Annotated in this window: 13 protein-coding genes and 1 pseudogene; 9 read left to right on the top strand and 5 right to left on the bottom strand. The window is 61.5% G+C overall.

Annotation, left to right across the window (positions count from 1 at the left end; all coding sequences use genetic code 11):
• Nucleotides 1-110: 110 nt before the first annotated feature.
• Entirely contained in the window at nt 111-1283 is a 1173-nt protein-coding gene (locus ACPPVP_RS09295) for an isovaleryl-CoA dehydrogenase (protein WP_426533377.1), read from the bottom strand.
• Between the two features lie 223 nt (nt 1284-1506).
• On the opposite strand from ACPPVP_RS09295, the gene ACPPVP_RS09290 reads away from it, so the two are divergent.
• Both ACPPVP_RS09290 and ACPPVP_RS09285 read left to right on the top strand, forming a co-directional pair.
• Nucleotides 1507-2778, top strand: coding sequence for a cytochrome P450 (locus ACPPVP_RS09290; protein WP_426533375.1), 1272 nt, complete (start codon nt 1507-1509; stop codon nt 2776-2778).
• 27 nt (nt 2779-2805) lie between these two features.
• Nucleotides 2806-4080 (top strand): cytochrome P450, encoded by a 1275-nt coding sequence (locus tag ACPPVP_RS09285; protein WP_426533373.1) that lies wholly within the window; start codon nt 2806-2808, stop codon nt 4078-4080.
• Nucleotides 4081-4156: 76 nt separating this feature from the next.
• On the opposite strand, the gene ACPPVP_RS09280 is transcribed toward ACPPVP_RS09285, so the two are convergent.
• On the bottom strand, nt 4157-5248 hold the full coding sequence (locus ACPPVP_RS09280) for a sensor histidine kinase (RefSeq protein WP_426533371.1): 1092 nt from the start codon (nt 5246-5248) through the stop codon (nt 4157-4159).
• A gap of 150 nt (nt 5249-5398) precedes the next feature.
• On the opposite strand from ACPPVP_RS09280, the gene ACPPVP_RS09275 reads away from it, so the two are divergent.
• Both ACPPVP_RS09275 and ACPPVP_RS09270 read left to right on the top strand, forming a co-directional pair.
• Nucleotides 5399-6916: an FAD-dependent monooxygenase gene (locus ACPPVP_RS09275; protein WP_426533367.1), complete on the top strand. Its 1518-nt coding sequence runs from the start codon at nt 5399-5401 to the stop codon at nt 6914-6916.
• A 486-nt stretch (nt 6917-7402) separates the two neighbouring features.
• Nucleotides 7403-8239, top strand: coding sequence for a glycosyltransferase family 2 protein (locus ACPPVP_RS09270; RefSeq protein ID WP_426533365.1), 837 nt, complete (start codon nt 7403-7405; stop codon nt 8237-8239).
• Nucleotides 8240-8353: 114 nt separating this feature from the next.
• Here the strand turns inward: ACPPVP_RS09270 and ACPPVP_RS09265 are convergent, their stop codons facing one another.
• Nucleotides 8354-9115, bottom strand: a complete 762-nt coding sequence (locus ACPPVP_RS09265; RefSeq protein ID WP_426533363.1) for an IS5 family transposase — start codon at nt 9113-9115, stop codon at nt 8354-8356.
• Nucleotides 9116-9411: 296 nt separating this feature from the next.
• Between ACPPVP_RS09265 and aroE the strand changes: the two genes are divergently transcribed.
• The gene (gene aroE / locus ACPPVP_RS09260) at nt 9412-10242 is read left to right on the top strand and encodes a shikimate dehydrogenase (RefSeq protein ID WP_426533361.1); all 831 of its coding nucleotides are present in this window, start codon (nt 9412-9414) and stop codon (nt 10240-10242) included.
• Nucleotides 10243-10475: 233 nt separating this feature from the next.
• Nucleotides 10476-11824 (top strand): annotated as a pseudogene (locus ACPPVP_RS09255) (IS701 family transposase).
• Between the two features lie 36 nt (nt 11825-11860).
• On the opposite strand, the gene ACPPVP_RS09250 reads toward ACPPVP_RS09255, so the two are convergent.
• Both ACPPVP_RS09250 and ACPPVP_RS09245 read right to left on the bottom strand, forming a co-directional pair.
• On the bottom strand, nt 11861-13054 hold the full coding sequence (locus ACPPVP_RS09250) for an aspartate kinase (protein ID WP_426533359.1): 1194 nt from the start codon (nt 13052-13054) through the stop codon (nt 11861-11863).
• 296 nt (nt 13055-13350) lie between these two features.
• On the bottom strand, nt 13351-14274 hold the full coding sequence (locus tag ACPPVP_RS09245; RefSeq protein WP_426533356.1) for a LysR family transcriptional regulator: 924 nt from the start codon (nt 14272-14274) through the stop codon (nt 13351-13353).
• Between the two features lie 127 nt (nt 14275-14401).
• Between ACPPVP_RS09245 and ACPPVP_RS09240 the strand changes: the two genes are divergently transcribed.
• The 3 genes from ACPPVP_RS09240 to ACPPVP_RS09230 are packed head-to-tail and all read left to right on the top strand — an operon-like array spanning nt 14402 to nt 17565.
• Nucleotides 14402-15568: an acyl-CoA dehydrogenase family protein gene (locus ACPPVP_RS09240; protein ID WP_426533354.1), complete on the top strand. Its 1167-nt coding sequence runs from the start codon at nt 14402-14404 to the stop codon at nt 15566-15568.
• A 9-nt stretch (nt 15569-15577) separates the two neighbouring features.
• Nucleotides 15578-16708: a CaiB/BaiF CoA transferase family protein gene (locus ACPPVP_RS09235; protein ID WP_426533352.1), complete on the top strand. Its 1131-nt coding sequence runs from the start codon at nt 15578-15580 to the stop codon at nt 16706-16708.
• Complete coding sequence (locus ACPPVP_RS09230) at nt 16705-17565, top strand: FAS1-like dehydratase domain-containing protein (protein ID WP_426533350.1); 861 nt, start codon at nt 16705-16707, stop codon at nt 17563-17565. Before ACPPVP_RS09235 ends, ACPPVP_RS09230 begins: the two co-directional genes overlap by 4 nt.
• Nucleotides 17566-17692: the final 127 nt, after the last annotated feature.

Genomic DNA, 17692 nt, shown 5'->3' with positions numbered 1-17692 from the left:
GCAGCACGCCCTCGAACTTGCTCGCGCCGATTGCGTAGATCTATCAGCGGTAGAAACGCGCCAACACAAATCTGGAGCTGCGGCTTCTGATTCAATCAGAACAAAAGCTTCTAGGCCGTTTTCTCAAACAGCTCGCGGCCGATCAGCATGCGGCGGATTTCGCTGGTGCCGGCGCCGATCTCGTAGAGTTTGGCGTCGCGCAACAGCCGCCCGGTCGGGTAGTCGTTGATGTAGCCGTTGCCGCCCAAAAGCTGGATGGCGTCGAGCGCGCATTGGGTGGCTTTTTCCGCAGCATAAAGAATGGCGCCCGCCGCGTCTTCGCGTGTGGTCTCGCCGCGGTCGCAGGCCTTTGCCACCGCGTACACATAGGCGCGCGAGGCGTTCATGGTGGTGTACATGTCGGCGATCTTGCCCTGCACCAATTGAAAAGTGCCGATCGGCTCGCCGAACTGCTTGCGCTCATGCACGTAAGGCAACACCACGTCCATGCAGGCCTGCATGATGCCGATCGGGCCCGCCGCCAGCACCGCGCGTTCGTAGTCGAGGCCAGACATCAGCACGTTGACGCCGCGGCCGACCTCGCTGAGCACGTTCTCCTCGGGCACCTCGCAATCCTCGAACACCAGTTCGCAGGTGTCGGAGCCGCGCATGCCGAGCTTGTCGAGTTTTTGCGCGGTGGAAAATCCCTTCATGCCCTTTTCGATGATGAAGGCGGTCATGCCGCGCGGGCCGGCGTTGAGGTCGGTCTTGGCGTAGACCACCAGCGTATCGGCGACGGGACCGTTGGTGATCCACATCTTGTTGCCGTTCAGCACAAAGCGGTCGCCTTTCTTGTCGGCGCGGGTCTTCATCGAGACCACGTCCGAGCCGGCGCCCGGCTCCGACATCGCCAGCGAACCGACATGTTCGCCGGAGATCAGCTTGGGCAGATATTTCCGCTTCTGCGCCTCATTGCCGTTGCGGCGGATCTGGTTGACGCAGAGGTTGGAATGCGCCCCATACGACAGGCCGACCGCGGCCGAGGCCCGCGACATCTCCTCCACCGCAATGCAATGCTCGAGATAGCCGAGGCCGGTGCCGCCATACTCCTCCTCGACCGTGATGCCATGCAGGCCGAGCGCGCCGATCTTGGGCCAGAGGTCGCGCGGGAATTGATTGCTGCGGTCGATTTCGGCGGCGCGTGGCGCGATTTCGTTCTGCGAAAACGCATGCACCGTCTCGCGGATCGCATCCGCGGTTTCGCCAAGATCGAAGTTGAACATCCCGTTGGCGTTGGAGATCATGGCCGCCTCCCGGCGAATTAAGCGTTGTTTCAAACAGGCTTATTCTCCGGCAATGCGCTTGTCACGTGGCGAAATGCACCGGTCAGTCCGAGGCCGGTGACCTGTATCCATGCCGCCAAATGCACCCAACTCACCCTTGCACTGGCGCACGGCTAGGGATGTAATAGGGTAAAACATCGCACCGGCCTACTTCGGTGCGGGAAACAGTCAGGGAGAGCCGTCCATGCACGGAACCATCGATCTCGCCGGAGATTCCCACCTGCGCGCCGCGCGCGACAGGGCTCAGTCGATTCCGCTCGGCGATTTCGACGTCAGCCATCCGGAGCTGTTCAAGACCGACTCGTTCTGGCCGTATTTCGACCGGCTGCGCCGGGAAGACCCGGTGCATTACTGCAAGGACAGCATGTTCGGGCCGTATTGGTCGGTGACCAAATACAACGACATCATGGACATCGAGACCAACCATGCGGTGTTCTCGTCGGCGGCGTCGCTCGGCGGCATCACCATCCGCGACGTCGCGCCGGACCTGCGCCGCGAGAGTTTCATCGCCATGGACCAGCCGCGTCACTCCGCGCAGCGCAAGACCGTGGCGCCGATGTTCACGCCTACCCATCTCGACCAGCTCGCAATCAACATCCGCAAGCGTTCCGCCGAGTGCCTCGACAATCTGCCTGTCAACGAGGTGTTCGACTGGGTCGACAAGGTCTCGATCGAGCTCACCACGCAGATGCTCGCGGTGCTGTTCGACTTCCCCTGGGAGGATCGCCGCAAGCTGACGCGCTGGTCCGATGTCGCGACCACTCTTCCCGGCCCCAGCGGCCTCGTCGCGACCGAGGAGGAGCGGCAGGCGGAGCTGATGGAATGCGCGACCTATTTCGCTCGCCTCTGGAAGGAACGCGTCAACCAGCCGCCGAAGAGCGACTTGCTCTCGATGATGGCGCATAGCGACGCCACCCGTGACATGGACCCGAAGAATTTTCTCGGCAATCTGATCCTGCTGATCGTCGGCGGCAACGACACCACCCGCAACACGCTGTCGGGCAGCATCTATGCGCTGAACAAGAATCCGGACCAGTACCGCAAGCTGCGCGACAATCCGGAACTGATCGACAGTTTCGTGCCGGAAGTGATCCGCTGGCAGACGCCGCTGGCGCATATGCGCCGCACCGCGCTCGAAGACTTCGAGTTCCGCGGCAGGCAGATCAAGAAGGGTGACAAGGTCGTGATGTGGTACGTCTCGGGCAACCGCGACGAAGACGTGATCGACCGCCCCTACGAATTTATCATTGATCGCGCCCGTCCGCGCACCCACGTGTCCTTCGGCTTCGGCATCCACCGCTGCGTCGGAATCCGGCTGGCCGAGCTGCAGCTCAAGATTATCTGGGAAGAAATTCTCAAGCGCTTCGAGAATATTGAGGTGGTCGGCGAACCCAAGCGGGTGTATTCGAGTTTTGTCAAAGGCTACGAGACCCTGCCGGTCCGGATCGCCGGCTAACCCCCGAGCCCTACTGGGATAATCGAAATGAACGTCCAGACATCAATCAGAGCCGACAGACAAGAGCTTCTGCGCGCCGCGCGTGAAGAGGCCTATTCGACGCCGCTCAAGGATTTTCATCCCGGTGCGCCAAGGCTGTTCCAGAACGACACGCTGTGGCCATGGTTCGAGCGGCTGCGCAAGGAAGAGCCGGTGCACTACTGCACCAACGCGCCGATCGAGCCCTATTGGTCGGTGACCAAGTATAACGACGTCATGCATGTCGACACCAACCACGGCATCTTCTCCTCCGATTCCACCCTCGGCGGCATATCGATCCGCGACGTGCCGCCGGGCTATGACTATCCGAGCTTCATCGCGATGGATCAGCCGCGACACTCTTCGCAGCGCAAGACCGTCTCGCCGATGTTCACGCCGACGCATCTGGATGAGCTAGCAAAACTGATCCGCGAGCGCGCGATCAAGGTGCTCGACAATCTGCCGCGCAACGAAACCTTCAACTTCGTCGAGCGCGTCTCGATCGAACTGACCACGCAGATGTTGGCGACGCTGTTCGACTTTCCCTGGGAAGAACGCCGCAAGCTGACGCGGTGGTCTGACGTCTCGACCGCGCTGCCCAAGAGCGGCGTCGTGGAATCGCCCGAGCAGCGCCGCCAGGAGATGGACGAGTGCTACGCCTATTTCTCCAAGCTCTGGAACGAGCGCGTCAACGCGCCGCCGCGCAACGATTTGCTGTCGATGATGGCGCATAGCGACGCGACGCGGCACATGGATCCCGACAATCTGATGGGCAACATCATCCTGCTGATTGTCGGCGGCAACGACACCACCCGCAACACCATGAGCGGCTCGGTGCTGGCGCTGAACGAGCACCCGGATCAATACCAGAAGCTGCGCGAAAACCCCGCGCTGATCGATTCCATGGTGCCGGAAGTGATCCGCTGGCAGACGCCGCTCGCCCATATGCGCCGCACCGCGCTGGTCGACACCGAGATCGGCGGCAAGAAGATCAAAAAGGGTGACCGCGTCGTGATGTGGTACGTCTCGGGCAACCGTGACGAGGAAGGCATCGAGCGTCCCGATGAATTCATCATCGACCGCGCCCGCCCCCGCACCCATCTGTCGTTCGGCTTCGGCATCCACCGCTGCGTCGGCATGCGGCTCGCCGAGTTGCAGTTGAAGATCGTGTGGCAGGAAATGCTGAAACGCTTCGACCGCATCGAAGTGGTCGGCGAACCGAAGCGGGTTTATTCGAGTTTTGTGCGCGGCATCGAGCAGCTGCCGGTGCGCATTCCGGGGTGAACGGCGGGCTGATCCTGCCACCCATCGATCCCAAATGGCCGGCGGACGTCGGCTCCGGCAAAGGAGCCGTTACACGCTAGTCGGCGAAAATCGCAAGATTTGCCAGGGGCGCTGTCAGGCGGCAAACAAGTCCGCTTGATTCATACGAGACTTCCACGGCGCCTCCGAAATCGTCCCTTAGCACCCGGGAAATCAAGCGCGAGCCAAAGCCTACAGCGGCGGGTTCCGACACAGGCGGACCACCAAACTCCTGCCAGACGAAAACGAATTTTGGCTCCCCCTCCCGATCTTCGGATGCCCATGTAATCGACACGTGGCCGCCCGCCACCGTCAGCGCGCCATACTTCAAGGCGTTGGTCGCAAGCTCGTGGATGGCCAGCGACAGCGCGAGGGCCTGTCGGGATTTCACGATAAGCGCGGGGCCGGAAACGGCAAACCGGCTGTCGCCCGTTCGATAAGGGACCAAAGCGGTGCTGATCACATCCGGCAGGGGCGCTGCCGCCCAATTTGCGGCGGTGAGCAGATCGTGCGCGCGTCCGAATGCCGCGAGTCGTCCCTGATACTTTTCAAGATCGGCTTTGCTCGATGCGGCCCGGAATGTCTGCGTGGCCACGGCGCCGAGTACCGTGAGCGTGTTCTTGACGCGATGCTTCAGCTCCTCATTGATGAGGTGCAGCGCTTCCCTTGCCATGTGTTCGGACGTGACATCCCTGCAGACGACCAGCACGCCGCCGACCTTGCCTTCGAAATCGATGGGACCGAAGCTATAGGTCCACCAGACATCCTCGCGGCGACCATGACGCGTGACCGGCACCAGCTGGTCCTCATGCCAGGTCGCCCCGTTGCCTGCCATGACGTACTCGATCTGGGGGCCGATGATGTCCCATATCTCCGCCCAACAATCGCGGCCCCGCGCTCCCAAAGCGCTTGGATGCCGTTCGGGACCCATCGTCTCGCGGTAGGCATCGTTATAGAACTGGATGAGTTCCGGTCCCCACCAGATGAACATCGGGTGGCGTGAGGTGAGAACCAGCCGCACCGTGACCCGGAGGCTTTGTGGCCATGTTTCCGGGGAGCCCAGCGACGTTTTCGACCAGTCGAATCCCCTGGTCAAGGCGCCCATCTCGCCGCCGCCCGCCAGGAAGTCGCCGGCTATCTCTCCGTCCATACGCGCGGAACCTCACTCAGACGCCCGTCACCAAGCCGGAAAGCAGGATACCATCTCCCACTCTAATATGTAGCCTGCAACGGGCTTGCTTCAAGCCCCGCCTCATCCCGTAGAACCGCCGGCCTAAGCCACAACCTACGGGGTCACGAAATGAGTGCATTGTTGTCGACGAGCGGTTCGCGCGCGGCCGAAACCACAGGAGCGGCGAGGACCAGCCATGCGGTGGTGATCGCCGGAGGCGGTCCGACAGGGCTGATGCTGGCGGGCGAACTGGCGCTGGCGGGCGTCGACGTCGCCATCGTCGAGCGGCGCGCCAGCCAGGACGTCACCGGCTCGCGCGCCGGCGGGCTGCACGCACGCGCCATCGAGGTGCTCGATCAGCGCGGGATCGCCGATCGGTTCCTCTCGCAGGGTAAGGTGCATCAGGTCGTGCACTTCCACATCCCCCTGGACATCAGCGACTGCCCCACCCGGCACAATTACGTTCTCGGGCTGTGGCAGCACCACATCGAGCGCATCCTGGCCGAGTGGGTTGGCGAGCTCGCCGTGCCGATCTATCGCGGATGTGACGTGACCGGTTTCGCGCAGGACAACACCAGCGTCGATGTCGCGCTCTCCGACGGTCAGTCGCTTCGGGCGGCGTATCTCGTCGGCTGCGACGGCGGCCGCAGCCTCGTTCGCAAGGCGGCCGGCATCGCGTTCCCCGGGTGGGACCCGACGACGAGTTGGCTGATCGCCGAAGCCGAGACGGCCGAGGAGCCGAAATGGGGGCATCACCGGGACGCGCACGGCACCCGTGGGATCGGCAAGGTGGAGAATGGCGGGTCGGCCCGGATTGTACTGACAGAGCCGCAGCTGCGGCTCGACTGCGAACCAACGCTGCGCGATGTCAGCGAGGCGCTCACAGCCATTTACGGCAGCGATTACGGAATCCACAGCCCGACCTGGATCTCCCGCTTCACCGACATGACGCGGCAGGCCGCTTCCTACCGCGACAGGCGCGTGCTGCTGGCCGGCGACGCCGCACATGTGCATCCGCCGGTGGGTGGACAGGGCCTCAACACCGGCGTGCAGGATGCGGTGAATCTGGGATGGAAGCTGGCGCAGGTGATCAAGCGGACATCGCCGGAGAGCCTCTTGGATACCTACCACGCCGAACGACACCCGGTCGCTGCCCGCGTGCTGCACAACACCATGGCGCAGGTCGCGCTACGTCGTACGGACGACCGCAGCAAGGCCCTGGGCGACACCATGTCCGAGCTTCTCGGCATGGACGGGCCACGCAGAAAATTTGCCGCTGTCATGTCCGGTCTCGACATCCACTACGATCTAGGCGAGGGGCACAAGCTGCTCGGACGCCGCATGCCCGATCTGGAGCTGCTCACCGACCACGGCCCGCTGCGGTTGTTCGCTCTGCTGCACGATGCCCGGCCGGTGCTGCTCAATCTCGGTGAGCCCGGCGGCTTCGACATCACGCCTTGGGCGGATCGGGTCAAGCTGGTCGATGCTGGATACGTTGGTGCGTGGGAGCTTCCAGCACTCGGCGCAGTCCCCGCTCCCGCTGCCGTGTTGGTTCGGCCCGACGGATATGTCGCGTGGGTGGGCGAGCAGACAGACGTGGGGCTCGTTGACGCGCTAACCATCTGGTTCGGACCCGGTGCGGCGTAGCGCACGGGTATCCTCGTGACCTATCGCAGACCGCGAGCTGGCGTGGACGTCACTTCCAGCCATTGGGTGGCAGTGGGGTGGCCCCAGCTCGGTCATAGACCGAGATGGGCCGCGTCAGAGTTGGACCTTCAAGCCTTGAGGAAGGTCGCAAGATATCATCTCCTGCGCAAGAAAATGGGCCAGGCGCGGGAAGAGCATCGCGCTCGAACTAGCTAGGGCGTTTAGACGCCTAGCCCCATCCTCCACCACCGTGATCGGCGGCAACACGATTTCAGGCTTGCTCTCGTGCATCGCGACCAAAGAGCGCACCTCCCTGCGAGGTGTCCCTGGAGCTCCCCGATCGACCTGGGCATCCAGCAGGGCTGCGGAGATTTGATTTTCTGCAATCTCACGCCTGCGGCAACGTCCTGCGATTTTAACCCTTGCGGTTACCGCGCCCGCCTACCATCATTGGTGCCAATTCTTTCTCGCAGCCAGGTGGTGATCATGCTGGGCACGAGTAGTTGGCAACTCCGCGACGGTGAACAAATCATTCCTTGCAATGAAAGCCTCTTGGGCCACAGGCACTTTTTGATCGGAATCACCCGCGTTCGCAACGAAGCACTTATCCTCCAAGACACACTGAACTACGTCGGCAAACACGTAGATGCGATAGTCGCCTATGATGATGCGAGTACGGATGGAACGCTGGAGATTCTTGGCGGACACCCAAAAGTCGCTCTAATCGTGACAAATCGGTCGTGGGAAGCGGACATCGAGGCACGCCGAATTGCCGAGGGTCGACATCGCGGACTTTTGCTGCAGACGGCGCGCGAGCATTTGCAGTTCGATTGGACGTTTTGCTTCGATGCGGATGAGCGCGTTACTGGAGATCTACGCGGATACATGGAACAAACGCATTCTAGCGATTGCGACGGCGTGCGGGTTCAACTGTTCGACGCTTATATGACTCCTGACGATCATGCACCCTATCAAGCCGGTCGCGAACTATTGGGCTTTCGTCGTTTCTTCGGCCCGGAACGGCGAGACATTCTGATGTTGTGGCGAAACCGGTTGGAGGTCTTCTTCGCGAAGCACCATGGGCGAGAGCCGGGTGGTGTTGAACAAGTGGTGACCGGCTTGTATTGCCAACACTATGGCAAGTCGTTGTCGGTCGAACATTGGGAAGAGACTTGCGAATACTACATGCGACACTTTCCGTTCGATACCTACGGACGAAAATGGCGCGATCGCAAAGGTCGAGCAATCCACACCCAATCTGACTTCATGCGTCCCTTGTATGAATGGGATGACACGCTCTTCGCGAATGCGATGAAGATGTGACTTGTCCGAAAATCGAACGTGCCTCCCGCTTCGTGCCAATGTCGACCGCCTGGCTGACAGGCTCACGCCGAATCTCTCACGCAGAGCGCCGCAGTTTTTGAGCGAAACGGTCAACTAGGGCGTGGACTCATAAGCGCGAAGCCATAGCCTGATCGAGGCAAGCTGTACGAAGGCAAGGTAGTTGGCAGCCAGCTTGTCGTAGCGCGTTGCAACGCGACGGCATTGCTTGATCCTATTGAAGAAGCGCTCGATCCGGTTGCGGTCGCGGTAGAGATAAGGACTGAAGTTGATCGGATTGCTGCGATTGCGTTTTGGGGGGATATTGGCCCATGCGCCTCGCCGCATGGCGAGCCCTCTGATCCAATCGGCATCATAGCCGCGGTCGGCAAGCAACATCGATCCAGACTTCAAGCGAGACAGGAGTTTTCCTGCAAGCCGATTGTCGTGTGTCTCGCCGCGCGTTAGCGCAAGGCGGACCGGCAAGCCGTTGGCGTCTACAACCGCATGAATCTTGCTGGTCAATCCACCCCGTGATCGCCCCATCAGCTGCCGTTGGTTCCGTTTGATGCATGCTCCATGCTGGTGCACGCGGACAATAGAAGTGTCGATCATCTGGACAGCCGCATCGTGGGCCCCGGCGAGGGTATCTATGATGCGGCCCCAGACACCCGCCCGCCTCCAGCGAACAAAGCGATTGTAGCAGGTGGTGTAGGGGCCAAAGGCGCCCGGTAGATCGCGCCAAGGCGCGCCGGAGCGCAGAACCCAGAAGATGCCGTTGAGTACGCGACGGTCATTTACCCGAGGGACGCCGCGCGGTTTGTTGGGTAGCATTGGCTTGATGGCGGTCCATTCGTGTTCGGTGAGTTCGTAGCGCATGATTCGAGCCCCTGGCGACGCGAAGGGCTTGAATCATGGTTCGCCGCCAAGGCCCAACTGGCCGCTACACTCCGCAAAGCGGACCTATTATGCTCAGGGTGAGTTTTGTCGTTCATGACCCGAGGCGGACATTGCCGCGGTCGAACTTGAAGGGGTAGCATTGGAGAGATTTGGGCGCGGGACGCGTGTCAATCGAAAAGGCCGCATCTCGAAAAAGGAGGACGCAGCCGAAGTCAGCGAAGGCGTGCTGTACGCGAGCCTGCCGTCAACGAGGCGAAGGCGTGGGGAGCGACTTGATGTCTGACAAATATGCCGTGGTCGGCAATCCGATCGACCACACGAAATCGCCGCTGATCCATCTCAGCTTCGCAAAAGAGACCGGGCAGACTATCGACTACGTCGCCATTGAAGCTCCTGTCGGCGGCTTCAGCGACGTGGTGGACAGGTTTCGGCGCGAAGGCGGCCTGGGCCTCAACATCACCGCTCCGTTCAAGATGGATGCGTTCGCGTATTGCACCGTTCTCAAGGAGCGCGCCCGGCTCGCTGGTGCCGTCAACGCGATGAAGTTCGAGGCAGACCGGGTGACCGGAGAGAACTTCGACGGCATCGGCCTTACCAACGATATCACACGCAATCTCGGCTGCTTGATGCAGGGGCGCCGGGTAGCGCTGCTCGGTGCGGGTGGGGCTGCACGAGGCGTCGTGCTGCCGTTCCTCGAACAGGGGCCGGCGGAGCTGGTTATAGCAAACCGCACCGTAACCAAGGCGGAAGAGCTTGGCCGTAAATTTGAGCAATATGGGCCCGTTACTGCTATCGGCTATTCGGCCCTCGCTGACAAAAAACTTGGCCGGTTCGATCTAGTCGTGAACGCAACTTCTGCCAGCTTGCTCGGCGAGCTTCCGCCGATAAGCCCGGAGGTTTTTGGCGACGATTGCCTTGCCTATGAGTTGGTCTACGGAAAGGGCCTTACGCCATTCCTCCGGCTGGCGCGGAACGCCGGCGTGAAGCGGCTTGCGGACGGTGTCGGTATGCTGGTCGAGCAGGCGGCGGAGGCGTTTGTGTGGTGGCGTGGCCTGCGTCCCGACACCCGGACCACAATCAAAAGACTTACCGTGCCGCTCGAATAGTCCAATCAGAGAAACTTCGGAACCGATCCAGAAGTCGTCAGCCGATTGTCGGCTCGCGTTGATGTCGCTTATTGGCCCTTCTCGGACCTCCAACCATGTCCGCTCTTGTGCCACTGTTGGGGGAAAAGCGGACATCAGATCGGCCGTGACCAAGCTTTCCGATTTATGAGTACACGGCCTAGCACTACTTTGGCAGATTTTAAGCGGCACGGGATTCCCAAATCAGTTTTTCTGTGACTCATGGGTGGTCGGCTCTTGGAGGGCTGACCATGGTGGACTGGGAAGACGAGCTCGAACGCTGGCTGAAGCCATTCCTGGATCGGTTGGGTCATAAGACCCGGCAGCGGATGTGTCCGCTTTACGTTGCGGGATTGATCGGTCCTGGTGATCGCAAAAGCGTTCAGCCGATGGCGGAACGCCTTGCAACGGGCAACTACGATCAGTTGCACCATTTCATCGCCGATGGTGTCTGGGACGCAACACCGCTGGAATCGGAACTGCTCAATCAGGCCGACCGGCTTGTCGGCGGCAAGGATGCGGTGCTGGTTATTGACGACACCGCGATGCCGAAGAAGGGCGAGCGCTCAGTTGGTGTCGCGGCTCAATATGCATCGGCTCTTGGCAAAACGGCAAATTGCCAAACGTTGGTGTCGCTGACACTTGCGCGCGGCGAGGTGCCGGTGATGATCGCATTGCGTCTCTTCCTACCCGAGAGCTGGACAAACGACACCCCTCGTTTGAAGCGCGTCGGCGTACCGGTCGAATACCGGACGCCACGATCCAAGCCGGAGATCGCTTTGGCGGAGATTGATCGCGCGATGGCAGCCGGCGTACGCTTCGGTTGTGTGCTGGCGGATGCAGGATACGGCCTCAGCGCGCCGTTTCGACAAGGTCTCACGACACGCGGGCTGGCCTGGGCCGTTGGCATCCCTCGTCACCTCAAGGTGTATCCGGTTGGTGTGCAGCTCATTTGGCCGATTACCAAAGTTCGGGGTCGGCCACGTAAGCGCCACGTGCCAGATATTCTATCGATCGCGGCCGAAGACATGCTGGCCAGCGCCAAGTGGAAAACTGTGAGTTGGCGCAACGGGACCAAAGGCCGGCTGAAAGCCCGATTTGCTGCTATCCGTGTGCGCACCGCCGACGGACCTCCTCAGCGAATATGGGATAAGGGTCAACAGCATCTGCCAGGCGACGAAGCCTGGCTCATCGGCGAGCAACGCGCCTCCGGGGAGAAGAAATACTATCTCGCCAATCTGCCGGCCGCGACAAATCTGCGCACACTAGCCGCCACCATCAAGGCACGATGGATTTGCGAGCAGGCGCATCAGCAGTTGAAAGAGGAGCTCGGGCTCGATCACTTCGAGGGGCGATCATGGCAAGGTCTGCATCGTCACGCGCTGATGACTATGATCGCCTACGCCTTCTTGCAACACCGTCGCCTCGCACAAGCGAGGCGGAAAAAAAGAATCAACGGACCTCCGCCTCAGCCAAGCTTGCCGGCGGTACGCCACGCCATCGTCGATCTCATTCTGCGACCGCCATCTCAGCGATGCCCATACTGCAGAAGACGAATACGTGAAAAGCCGCAGCAATAAATCTGCCAAAGTAGTGCTAGCTAGATCAGCGAATGCAAAGCCTTGACCGCGGCCTCGCGGCTCTCCGCAGGAACGATTAGATTCACCGAATGCGGTGACAAAACATATTTGTCGGCGACAATCCCGTGATGCTTCAGAATCTGAATGGCCTTAAACGGCAAGTCTGAGGAAACGCCGCCGAAGCAAGTGAGGCTCACCGAACTTAAAGTCTCACGCTGTTGGCGCAAGTCTTTACTGCCCTCCAGCGTGCGCAGCAAAGTGTCGAGCGACTCCGAATCGGAAGTCATCATCATGCGCGTTTTTCCGGCGGTGAAAGCCGAGGCGAGGAGTTGCGGCCAAGATAAGCCGTTTTGCTTGAGATGCTGCGCGAATTTCTCAAAGCCTTGATTGAGATCCGCCGAATCGACCTCCACATGCTCAATGCGAGCCATCGAGTTGACGGCCAAAACTTTTCCGTTTTCCATCCCCGTAACCTCTCTCGTCACTTGCGTGCTGTGCTCAGCGCCACCCAATTTTTTCAAGATCAAAGGAACGTTCTGGCTTTCTGCCAGCTCCACGCTGCGAAAATGCAGGACCTTGGCGCCCCAGAAACACATTTCGGATAGCGATGCAAAATCCAGTTGCCGCAACGGTTTTGCATTCGCCACGATGCGCGGATCGGCCGAGCAAACTCCGTCGACCTCCTTGATAATCTCGCAACGCTCGGCTTTTAGTGCCGCTGCCATGGCAACCGCAGTGGTGTCGCTGCCACCTCGGCCCAGCGTGGTAATTTCCTTGGTCACCGGGTTCACGCCCTGAAAGCCGGCCAAAACCACGATGCGTCCGCGGTCGAGTTCTTCGCGCACGCGAATTGGCCGCACATCTAAAATGCGCGCGGAAGAGTGGGACTCGTCGGTCATCACCCCGGCTTGGCTGCCGGTAAAACTAATCGCCGGCACGCCGAAATCGGACAGCGCCATGCTCATGAGAGACATGCTGATGCGCTCGCCGGTGGTCAACAGCATATCGAGTTCACGGCGATTGGGATGCGCGCTTACTTGATAGGCCATCCTGACAAGTTCATCGGTGGTCTTTCCCATCGCGGAAACGATCACGACGACCCGATGACCGCGCCTGTGTAGATCGGCGAGATTGCCCGCGACCGCGCGGATTTTTGCCGGTGTTTCGAGACAGGCGCCGCCGTATTTTTGCACGATGATGGGATCGTTGCGCATTCTACTTCCACAAATACTCCGAGAGAGCCCTGCGCGCCAGCACGAACAAACTGCAACACGCGCGGCTGCAAGCCTTTATCAGGAAGCCTGCCGGCCTTCGGTCATTCGCAACCCAAATTGAACCTGGCAGCCGATGTCCGGTCTACCGCTTGGTAGCGAGCAGCTCAGGGCCAGCAGCAGGCGTTCCGGCGAGCCTGCACCACCCTATACAATTGCGGCATGACAGCTGTAGCCAGATGAGAATGCCGCCCCTGGCCGTTTTGTTCTAAGCCAGTCCGCAAGGCCCTCGCATCGGCTCAGGCGAGCCTGATGTCCCAGAGGCCCTCTTCGCGGCAGGCGGTAAGTTCGCTGCGAAGCAGCTCGGTCACCAGCGTGATGGCCGTCGAGCCGGGATGATCGATGGGAGACGCAAGGGTCAGTTCGCGCATCGGCGCAGGTTTTGCGATCACAGCCGTTTCAAGCCGGCCGCTCGCGACCTCGTGGCGCACCGAGGACGGCGGCAACAGCGTGTATCCCAACCCTTCCTCGACCAGGCTGGTTAGCACCCGGAAGGAATCCGCTTCCAGCTTGACGTCGAGCTTCAGCTTCTTCTTCGCCGCCGCCTGCTCGATCAGCGCCCGGAGGCCGTGCGAATGACTGGGCAGTACCAGCGTTTGTTTCAGCAGCCAGCCGATATCGACCTGTTTCTTTCGCGCGAGCCCGCTGCCGCGCGGCCCCACGGCGACGATGGGATCGCGGCCGAGGCTCTGCACGGTCAGATGCAGGTCGCTCGACGGCCCGTAGATCAGCGCCAGATCCATTTCGCCGCGGTGCAGCCATTCCATCAGATGCCCGCTGTAGCTTTCGACGATGCAGAGCGAGATGCCCGGATATGTGTCGACGGTGCGGCGGGCGAGCCGCGCCGAAATCACGCAGCTCACGGTCGGCACCAGCCCGAGCACCACGCGGCCCGATGGCGGACCGCCGGCGGACTGGATCTCGTCGCGCACCTGGTCGATCTGCCGCACGATGCCCGCCGTCCGCGCCAGCAAGAGACGGCCGGCATCGGTCAGCACCATGCCGCGGCCGTTCCGGGTAAACAGATCGGCGCGCAATTCATGCTCGAGCAGCTTGATCTGACGGCTCAGCGCCGGCTGCGCCACCCGCAGCGTGTCGGAGGCTTTGCTGAGGCTGCCGAGCTCGGCCACGCAACTGAAGGTCCTGAGCTGCCGGATATCCATCGCTTGCCAATCTTCGAAGGCAGGTTCATACGCTATAACAATTCAGCATAGGGACCCAGCGCCAGTTTCACAACGGCCCGCGCCTTAAGCAATTGACATCACCCACCATCCATCGCCAGAAAAACCAATGACCGCACAAGAACAACAAGACGAATTCCACGACATCCGCGACGCCGTCGCAAAGCTCTGCGCCCAGTTCCCCGGCGAATACTGGCGCAAGCTCGATCGCCAGATGGCGTATCCGAAGGAGTTCGTCGACGCGCTGACGGAGGCCGGTTACCTCTCGGTGCTGATCCCCGAGGAATATGGCGGCTCCGGGCTGAAGCTCTCGGCCGCGGCGGCGATCCTGGAAGAGATCCAGCGCGCGGGCTGCAACGGCGGCGGCTGCCACGCCCAGATGTACACGATGGGCACCGTGCTGCGGCACGGCAACGACGCGCAAAAGGCAAAGTATCTGCCCGGGATCGCCAGCGGCAAATTGCGCCTGCAGGCGTTCGGCGTCACCGAGCCGACCAGCGGCACCGACACCTCATCGCTGAAGACCGTCGCCAAGCGTGACGGCGACCACTACGTCGTCAACGGCCAAAAAATCTGGACCAGCCGCGCCGAACATTCCGACCTGATGATCCTCTTGGCGCGCACCACGCCGAAGGAGCAGGCCAAGAAGCGCACCGATGGTTTGTCGGTGTTCATCGTCGACATGCGCGAGGCGAAGGGCAAGGGTCTTGAGATCCGCCCGATCCGCACCATGATGAACCATGCCACCACGGAAGTGTTCTTCACCGATATGCGCGTGCCCGCCGAAAACCTGATCGGCGAAGAGGGCAAGGGTTTTCGCTACATCCTGTCAGGCATGAATGCCGAGCGCATCCTGATCGCCGCCGAATGTATCGGCGACGCCAAATGGTTCATCGCCAAGGCGACCAACTACGCGAAAGAGCGCGCCGTGTTCGGCCGCCCTATCGGCATGAATCAAGGCATCCAGTTCCCAATCGCCAAAGCCTACGCACAGATGCGCGCGGCTGAACTGATGGTGAAGGAAGCCACCCGCAAATACGAGGCCGGGCTTGATTGCGGCGCCGAGGCCAACATGGCCAAGATGCTGGCCGCGGATGCGTCCTGGGAAGCCGCGAACGCCTGCGTGCAGACCCATGGCGGCTTCGGCTTTGCGGAAGAATACGACGTCGAGCGCAAGTTCCGCGAAACGCGGCTGTATCAAGTGGCGCCGATCTCGACCAATCTGATCCTGTCTTACGTCGCCGAGCATGTGCTCGGCCTCCCCCGCTCCTACTGAGAACGTCAGATGTTGCCGTTAGAGGGATTGATCGTCGTCTCCGTTGAACAGGCGGTCGCCGCACCGTTCTGCAGCTCCAGGCTCGCCGATGCCGGCGCGCATGTCGTCAAGGTCGAACGCCCGGAGGGCGATTTCGCCCGCGGCTATGACGCGGCGGCGAAAGGCCAGAGCAGTTATTTCGTCTGGCTCAACCGCGGCAAGAATTCCGTGGTGATCGATCTCGCCACCAGGGAAGGCCGCGCCGCGCTCGAGGAACTGATCGCGAGCGCCGACGTGCTGTTGCAGAACCTCAAGCCCGGCTCGATGGACAAGCTCGGCTTCTCGCTGGAGCGGCTGCGCAAGGATTATCCGGCGCTGATCTGCTGCACCATTTCCGGTTATGGCGACACTGGCCCCTACGCCGACCGCAAGGCCTACGATCTCTTGATCCAGGCCGAAAGCGGACTGGCCTCGATTACCGGCGGCCCCGAGGGTCCGTCCCGCGTCGGCATCTCCGTCGTCGATATCGCAACCGGCGCCACCGCGCATGCCTCGATCCTCGAGGCGCTGATCGCGCGCGGGCGCACCGGCAAGGGCGCCGACATCCGTATCTCGATGTTCGACGTGATGGCCGACTGGATGGCGGTGCCGCTGATCAATTCGGAAGCCGGCAATCCGCCGAAGCGGATGGCGCTGGCCCATCCCTCGATCGCGCCCTATGGCGTGTTCAACTCAAAGGACGGCAAGGGCATTCTGATCTCGATCCAGAGCGAGCGCGAGTGGAAGAAGCTCTGCGCCGAGGTGCTGGATCAGCCCGACCTGCCGAACGATCCGCGCTTCGCCAACATGGTCGAACGCGTGCGCAACCGCGCGCTCACCGACAAGACGGTCGCGGACAGTTTCGCCGCGATGACGCGCATCGAGTTGCTGAAACGCCTCGACGAGGCCGACATCGCGTTCGCCGAAGTGAACACCATGGCCGACCTCGCCGTGCATCCGCATCTGCGCCGGATCGAGGTCGACACGCCGAAGGGCAAGATAAGCTATGCGGCGCCCGCCGCGATCTTCGTCGGCGAACCCAGGCACTATGGCGCCGTGCCCGCCATTGGCGACCACGTCGAATTGCCCAAAACTCCCCGCGCCAAGAGCCTGAAGTCATGACCCAAGCCGCCGAGAAACTCGACCTCGACCACCTGCGCCAATGGATCGGCCGCAGCACGGAAGCGTCAGACATCGTCACCGCACAACTGGTAAAGGCCTTGCGCGCGACATTGTTTCAGGACATCGGCGAGCCCAAGGGCGGCGACGCCGCGCCGTGGACCACGCATTGGTGCCTGGCGCAGCCGGTGTTTCCGATGTCGATGCTCGGCCCCGACGGTCATCCGACCCGCGGCGGCTTCCTGCCGCCGGTGCCGCTGCCGCGCCGGATGTGGGCCGGTGGCGAGATCGAATTCATCGAACCCCTGCGCGTTGGTGATGAATCGACGCGTACCTCGCGCATTTCAGACGTGACGATGAAGAGCGGTTCGACCGGCACGCTCTGCTTCGTCTCCGTCGAACACACGATCACGACGCCGCGCGGGGTTGCGATCCGCGAACGGCAGGACATCGTCTATCGCGACATGGGCAGCGCGGCCCCCGCCTCGCCGAAGGCCCCTCCACCGGCGCCGGCGGCAAAACATCGCGAAACCCATGTCAGCGATCCCGTGCTGCTGTTTCGCTACTCGGCGCTGACCTTCAACGGCCACCGCATCCATTACGACCGCGACTACGTCACCAAGGTCGAAGGCTATCCGGGCCTGATCTTCCACGGCCCGCTGCAGGCGGCGCTGATCGTCGAGTTCGCCGCAAAGCTTCATGGCGGCACCGCGCCGAAAAAATTCAACTATCGTGGCGTGCAGCCCTTGTTCGAAGGCACCGAGTTTTCGATCAACGCCAACGAGACCAGCGCCGGCATGGAGCTGTGGATCGCGAACGCCGAGGGCCAGCCGACCATGAAGGGAATGGCGACCTGGTGATTTTCACCCTCGTCGCGAGGATCTCCACCGTCATTGCGGGCGAAGCGAAGCAATCCATACCTCCGTACAGGAAGCATGGATTGCTTCGTCGCTTCGCTCCCGTGCACAGACGCTTTGCGTTTGCCGC

It is taken from the genome of Bradyrhizobium sp. McL0615, from assembly GCF_049993905.1.
GTDB lineage: Bacteria > Pseudomonadota > Alphaproteobacteria > Rhizobiales > Xanthobacteraceae > Bradyrhizobium.
Note: the sequence above shows the minus strand (reverse complement) of the source record. Positions and strands in the feature narration are given on the sequence as shown.

Excerpts from the sequence above, each read along its gene's own strand:
- ACPPVP_RS09245 (WP_426533356.1), bottom strand. The coding sequence starts at position 14,274 with ATGGATATCCGGCAGCTCAGGACCTTCAGTTGCGTGGCCGAGCTCGGC.
- ACPPVP_RS09235 (WP_426533352.1), top strand. The coding sequence starts at position 15,578 with ATGTTGCCGTTAGAGGGATTGATCGTCGTCTCCGTTGAACAGGCGGTC.
- ACPPVP_RS09275 (WP_426533367.1), top strand. The coding sequence starts at position 5,399 with ATGAGTGCATTGTTGTCGACGAGCGGTTCGCGCGCGGCCGAAACCACA.
- ACPPVP_RS09290 (WP_426533375.1), top strand. The coding sequence starts at position 1,507 with ATGCACGGAACCATCGATCTCGCCGGAGATTCCCACCTGCGCGCCGCG.
- ACPPVP_RS09265 (WP_426533363.1), bottom strand. The coding sequence starts at position 9,115 with ATGCGCTACGAACTCACCGAACACGAATGGACCGCCATCAAGCCAATG.
- ACPPVP_RS09285 (WP_426533373.1), top strand. The coding sequence starts at position 2,806 with ATGAACGTCCAGACATCAATCAGAGCCGACAGACAAGAGCTTCTGCGC.
- ACPPVP_RS09280 (WP_426533371.1), bottom strand. The coding sequence starts at position 5,248 with ATGGACGGAGAGATAGCCGGCGACTTCCTGGCGGGCGGCGGCGAGATG.
- ACPPVP_RS09270 (WP_426533365.1), top strand. The coding sequence starts at position 7,403 with ATGCTGGGCACGAGTAGTTGGCAACTCCGCGACGGTGAACAAATCATT.
- ACPPVP_RS09230 (WP_426533350.1), top strand. The coding sequence starts at position 16,705 with ATGACCCAAGCCGCCGAGAAACTCGACCTCGACCACCTGCGCCAATGG.
- ACPPVP_RS09250 (WP_426533359.1), bottom strand. The coding sequence starts at position 13,054 with ATGCGCAACGATCCCATCATCGTGCAAAAATACGGCGGCGCCTGTCTC.
- ACPPVP_RS09295 (WP_426533377.1), bottom strand. The coding sequence starts at position 1,283 with ATGATCTCCAACGCCAACGGGATGTTCAACTTCGATCTTGGCGAAACC.
- aroE (WP_426533361.1), top strand. The coding sequence starts at position 9,412 with ATGTCTGACAAATATGCCGTGGTCGGCAATCCGATCGACCACACGAAA.
- ACPPVP_RS09240 (WP_426533354.1), top strand. The coding sequence starts at position 14,402 with ATGACCGCACAAGAACAACAAGACGAATTCCACGACATCCGCGACGCC.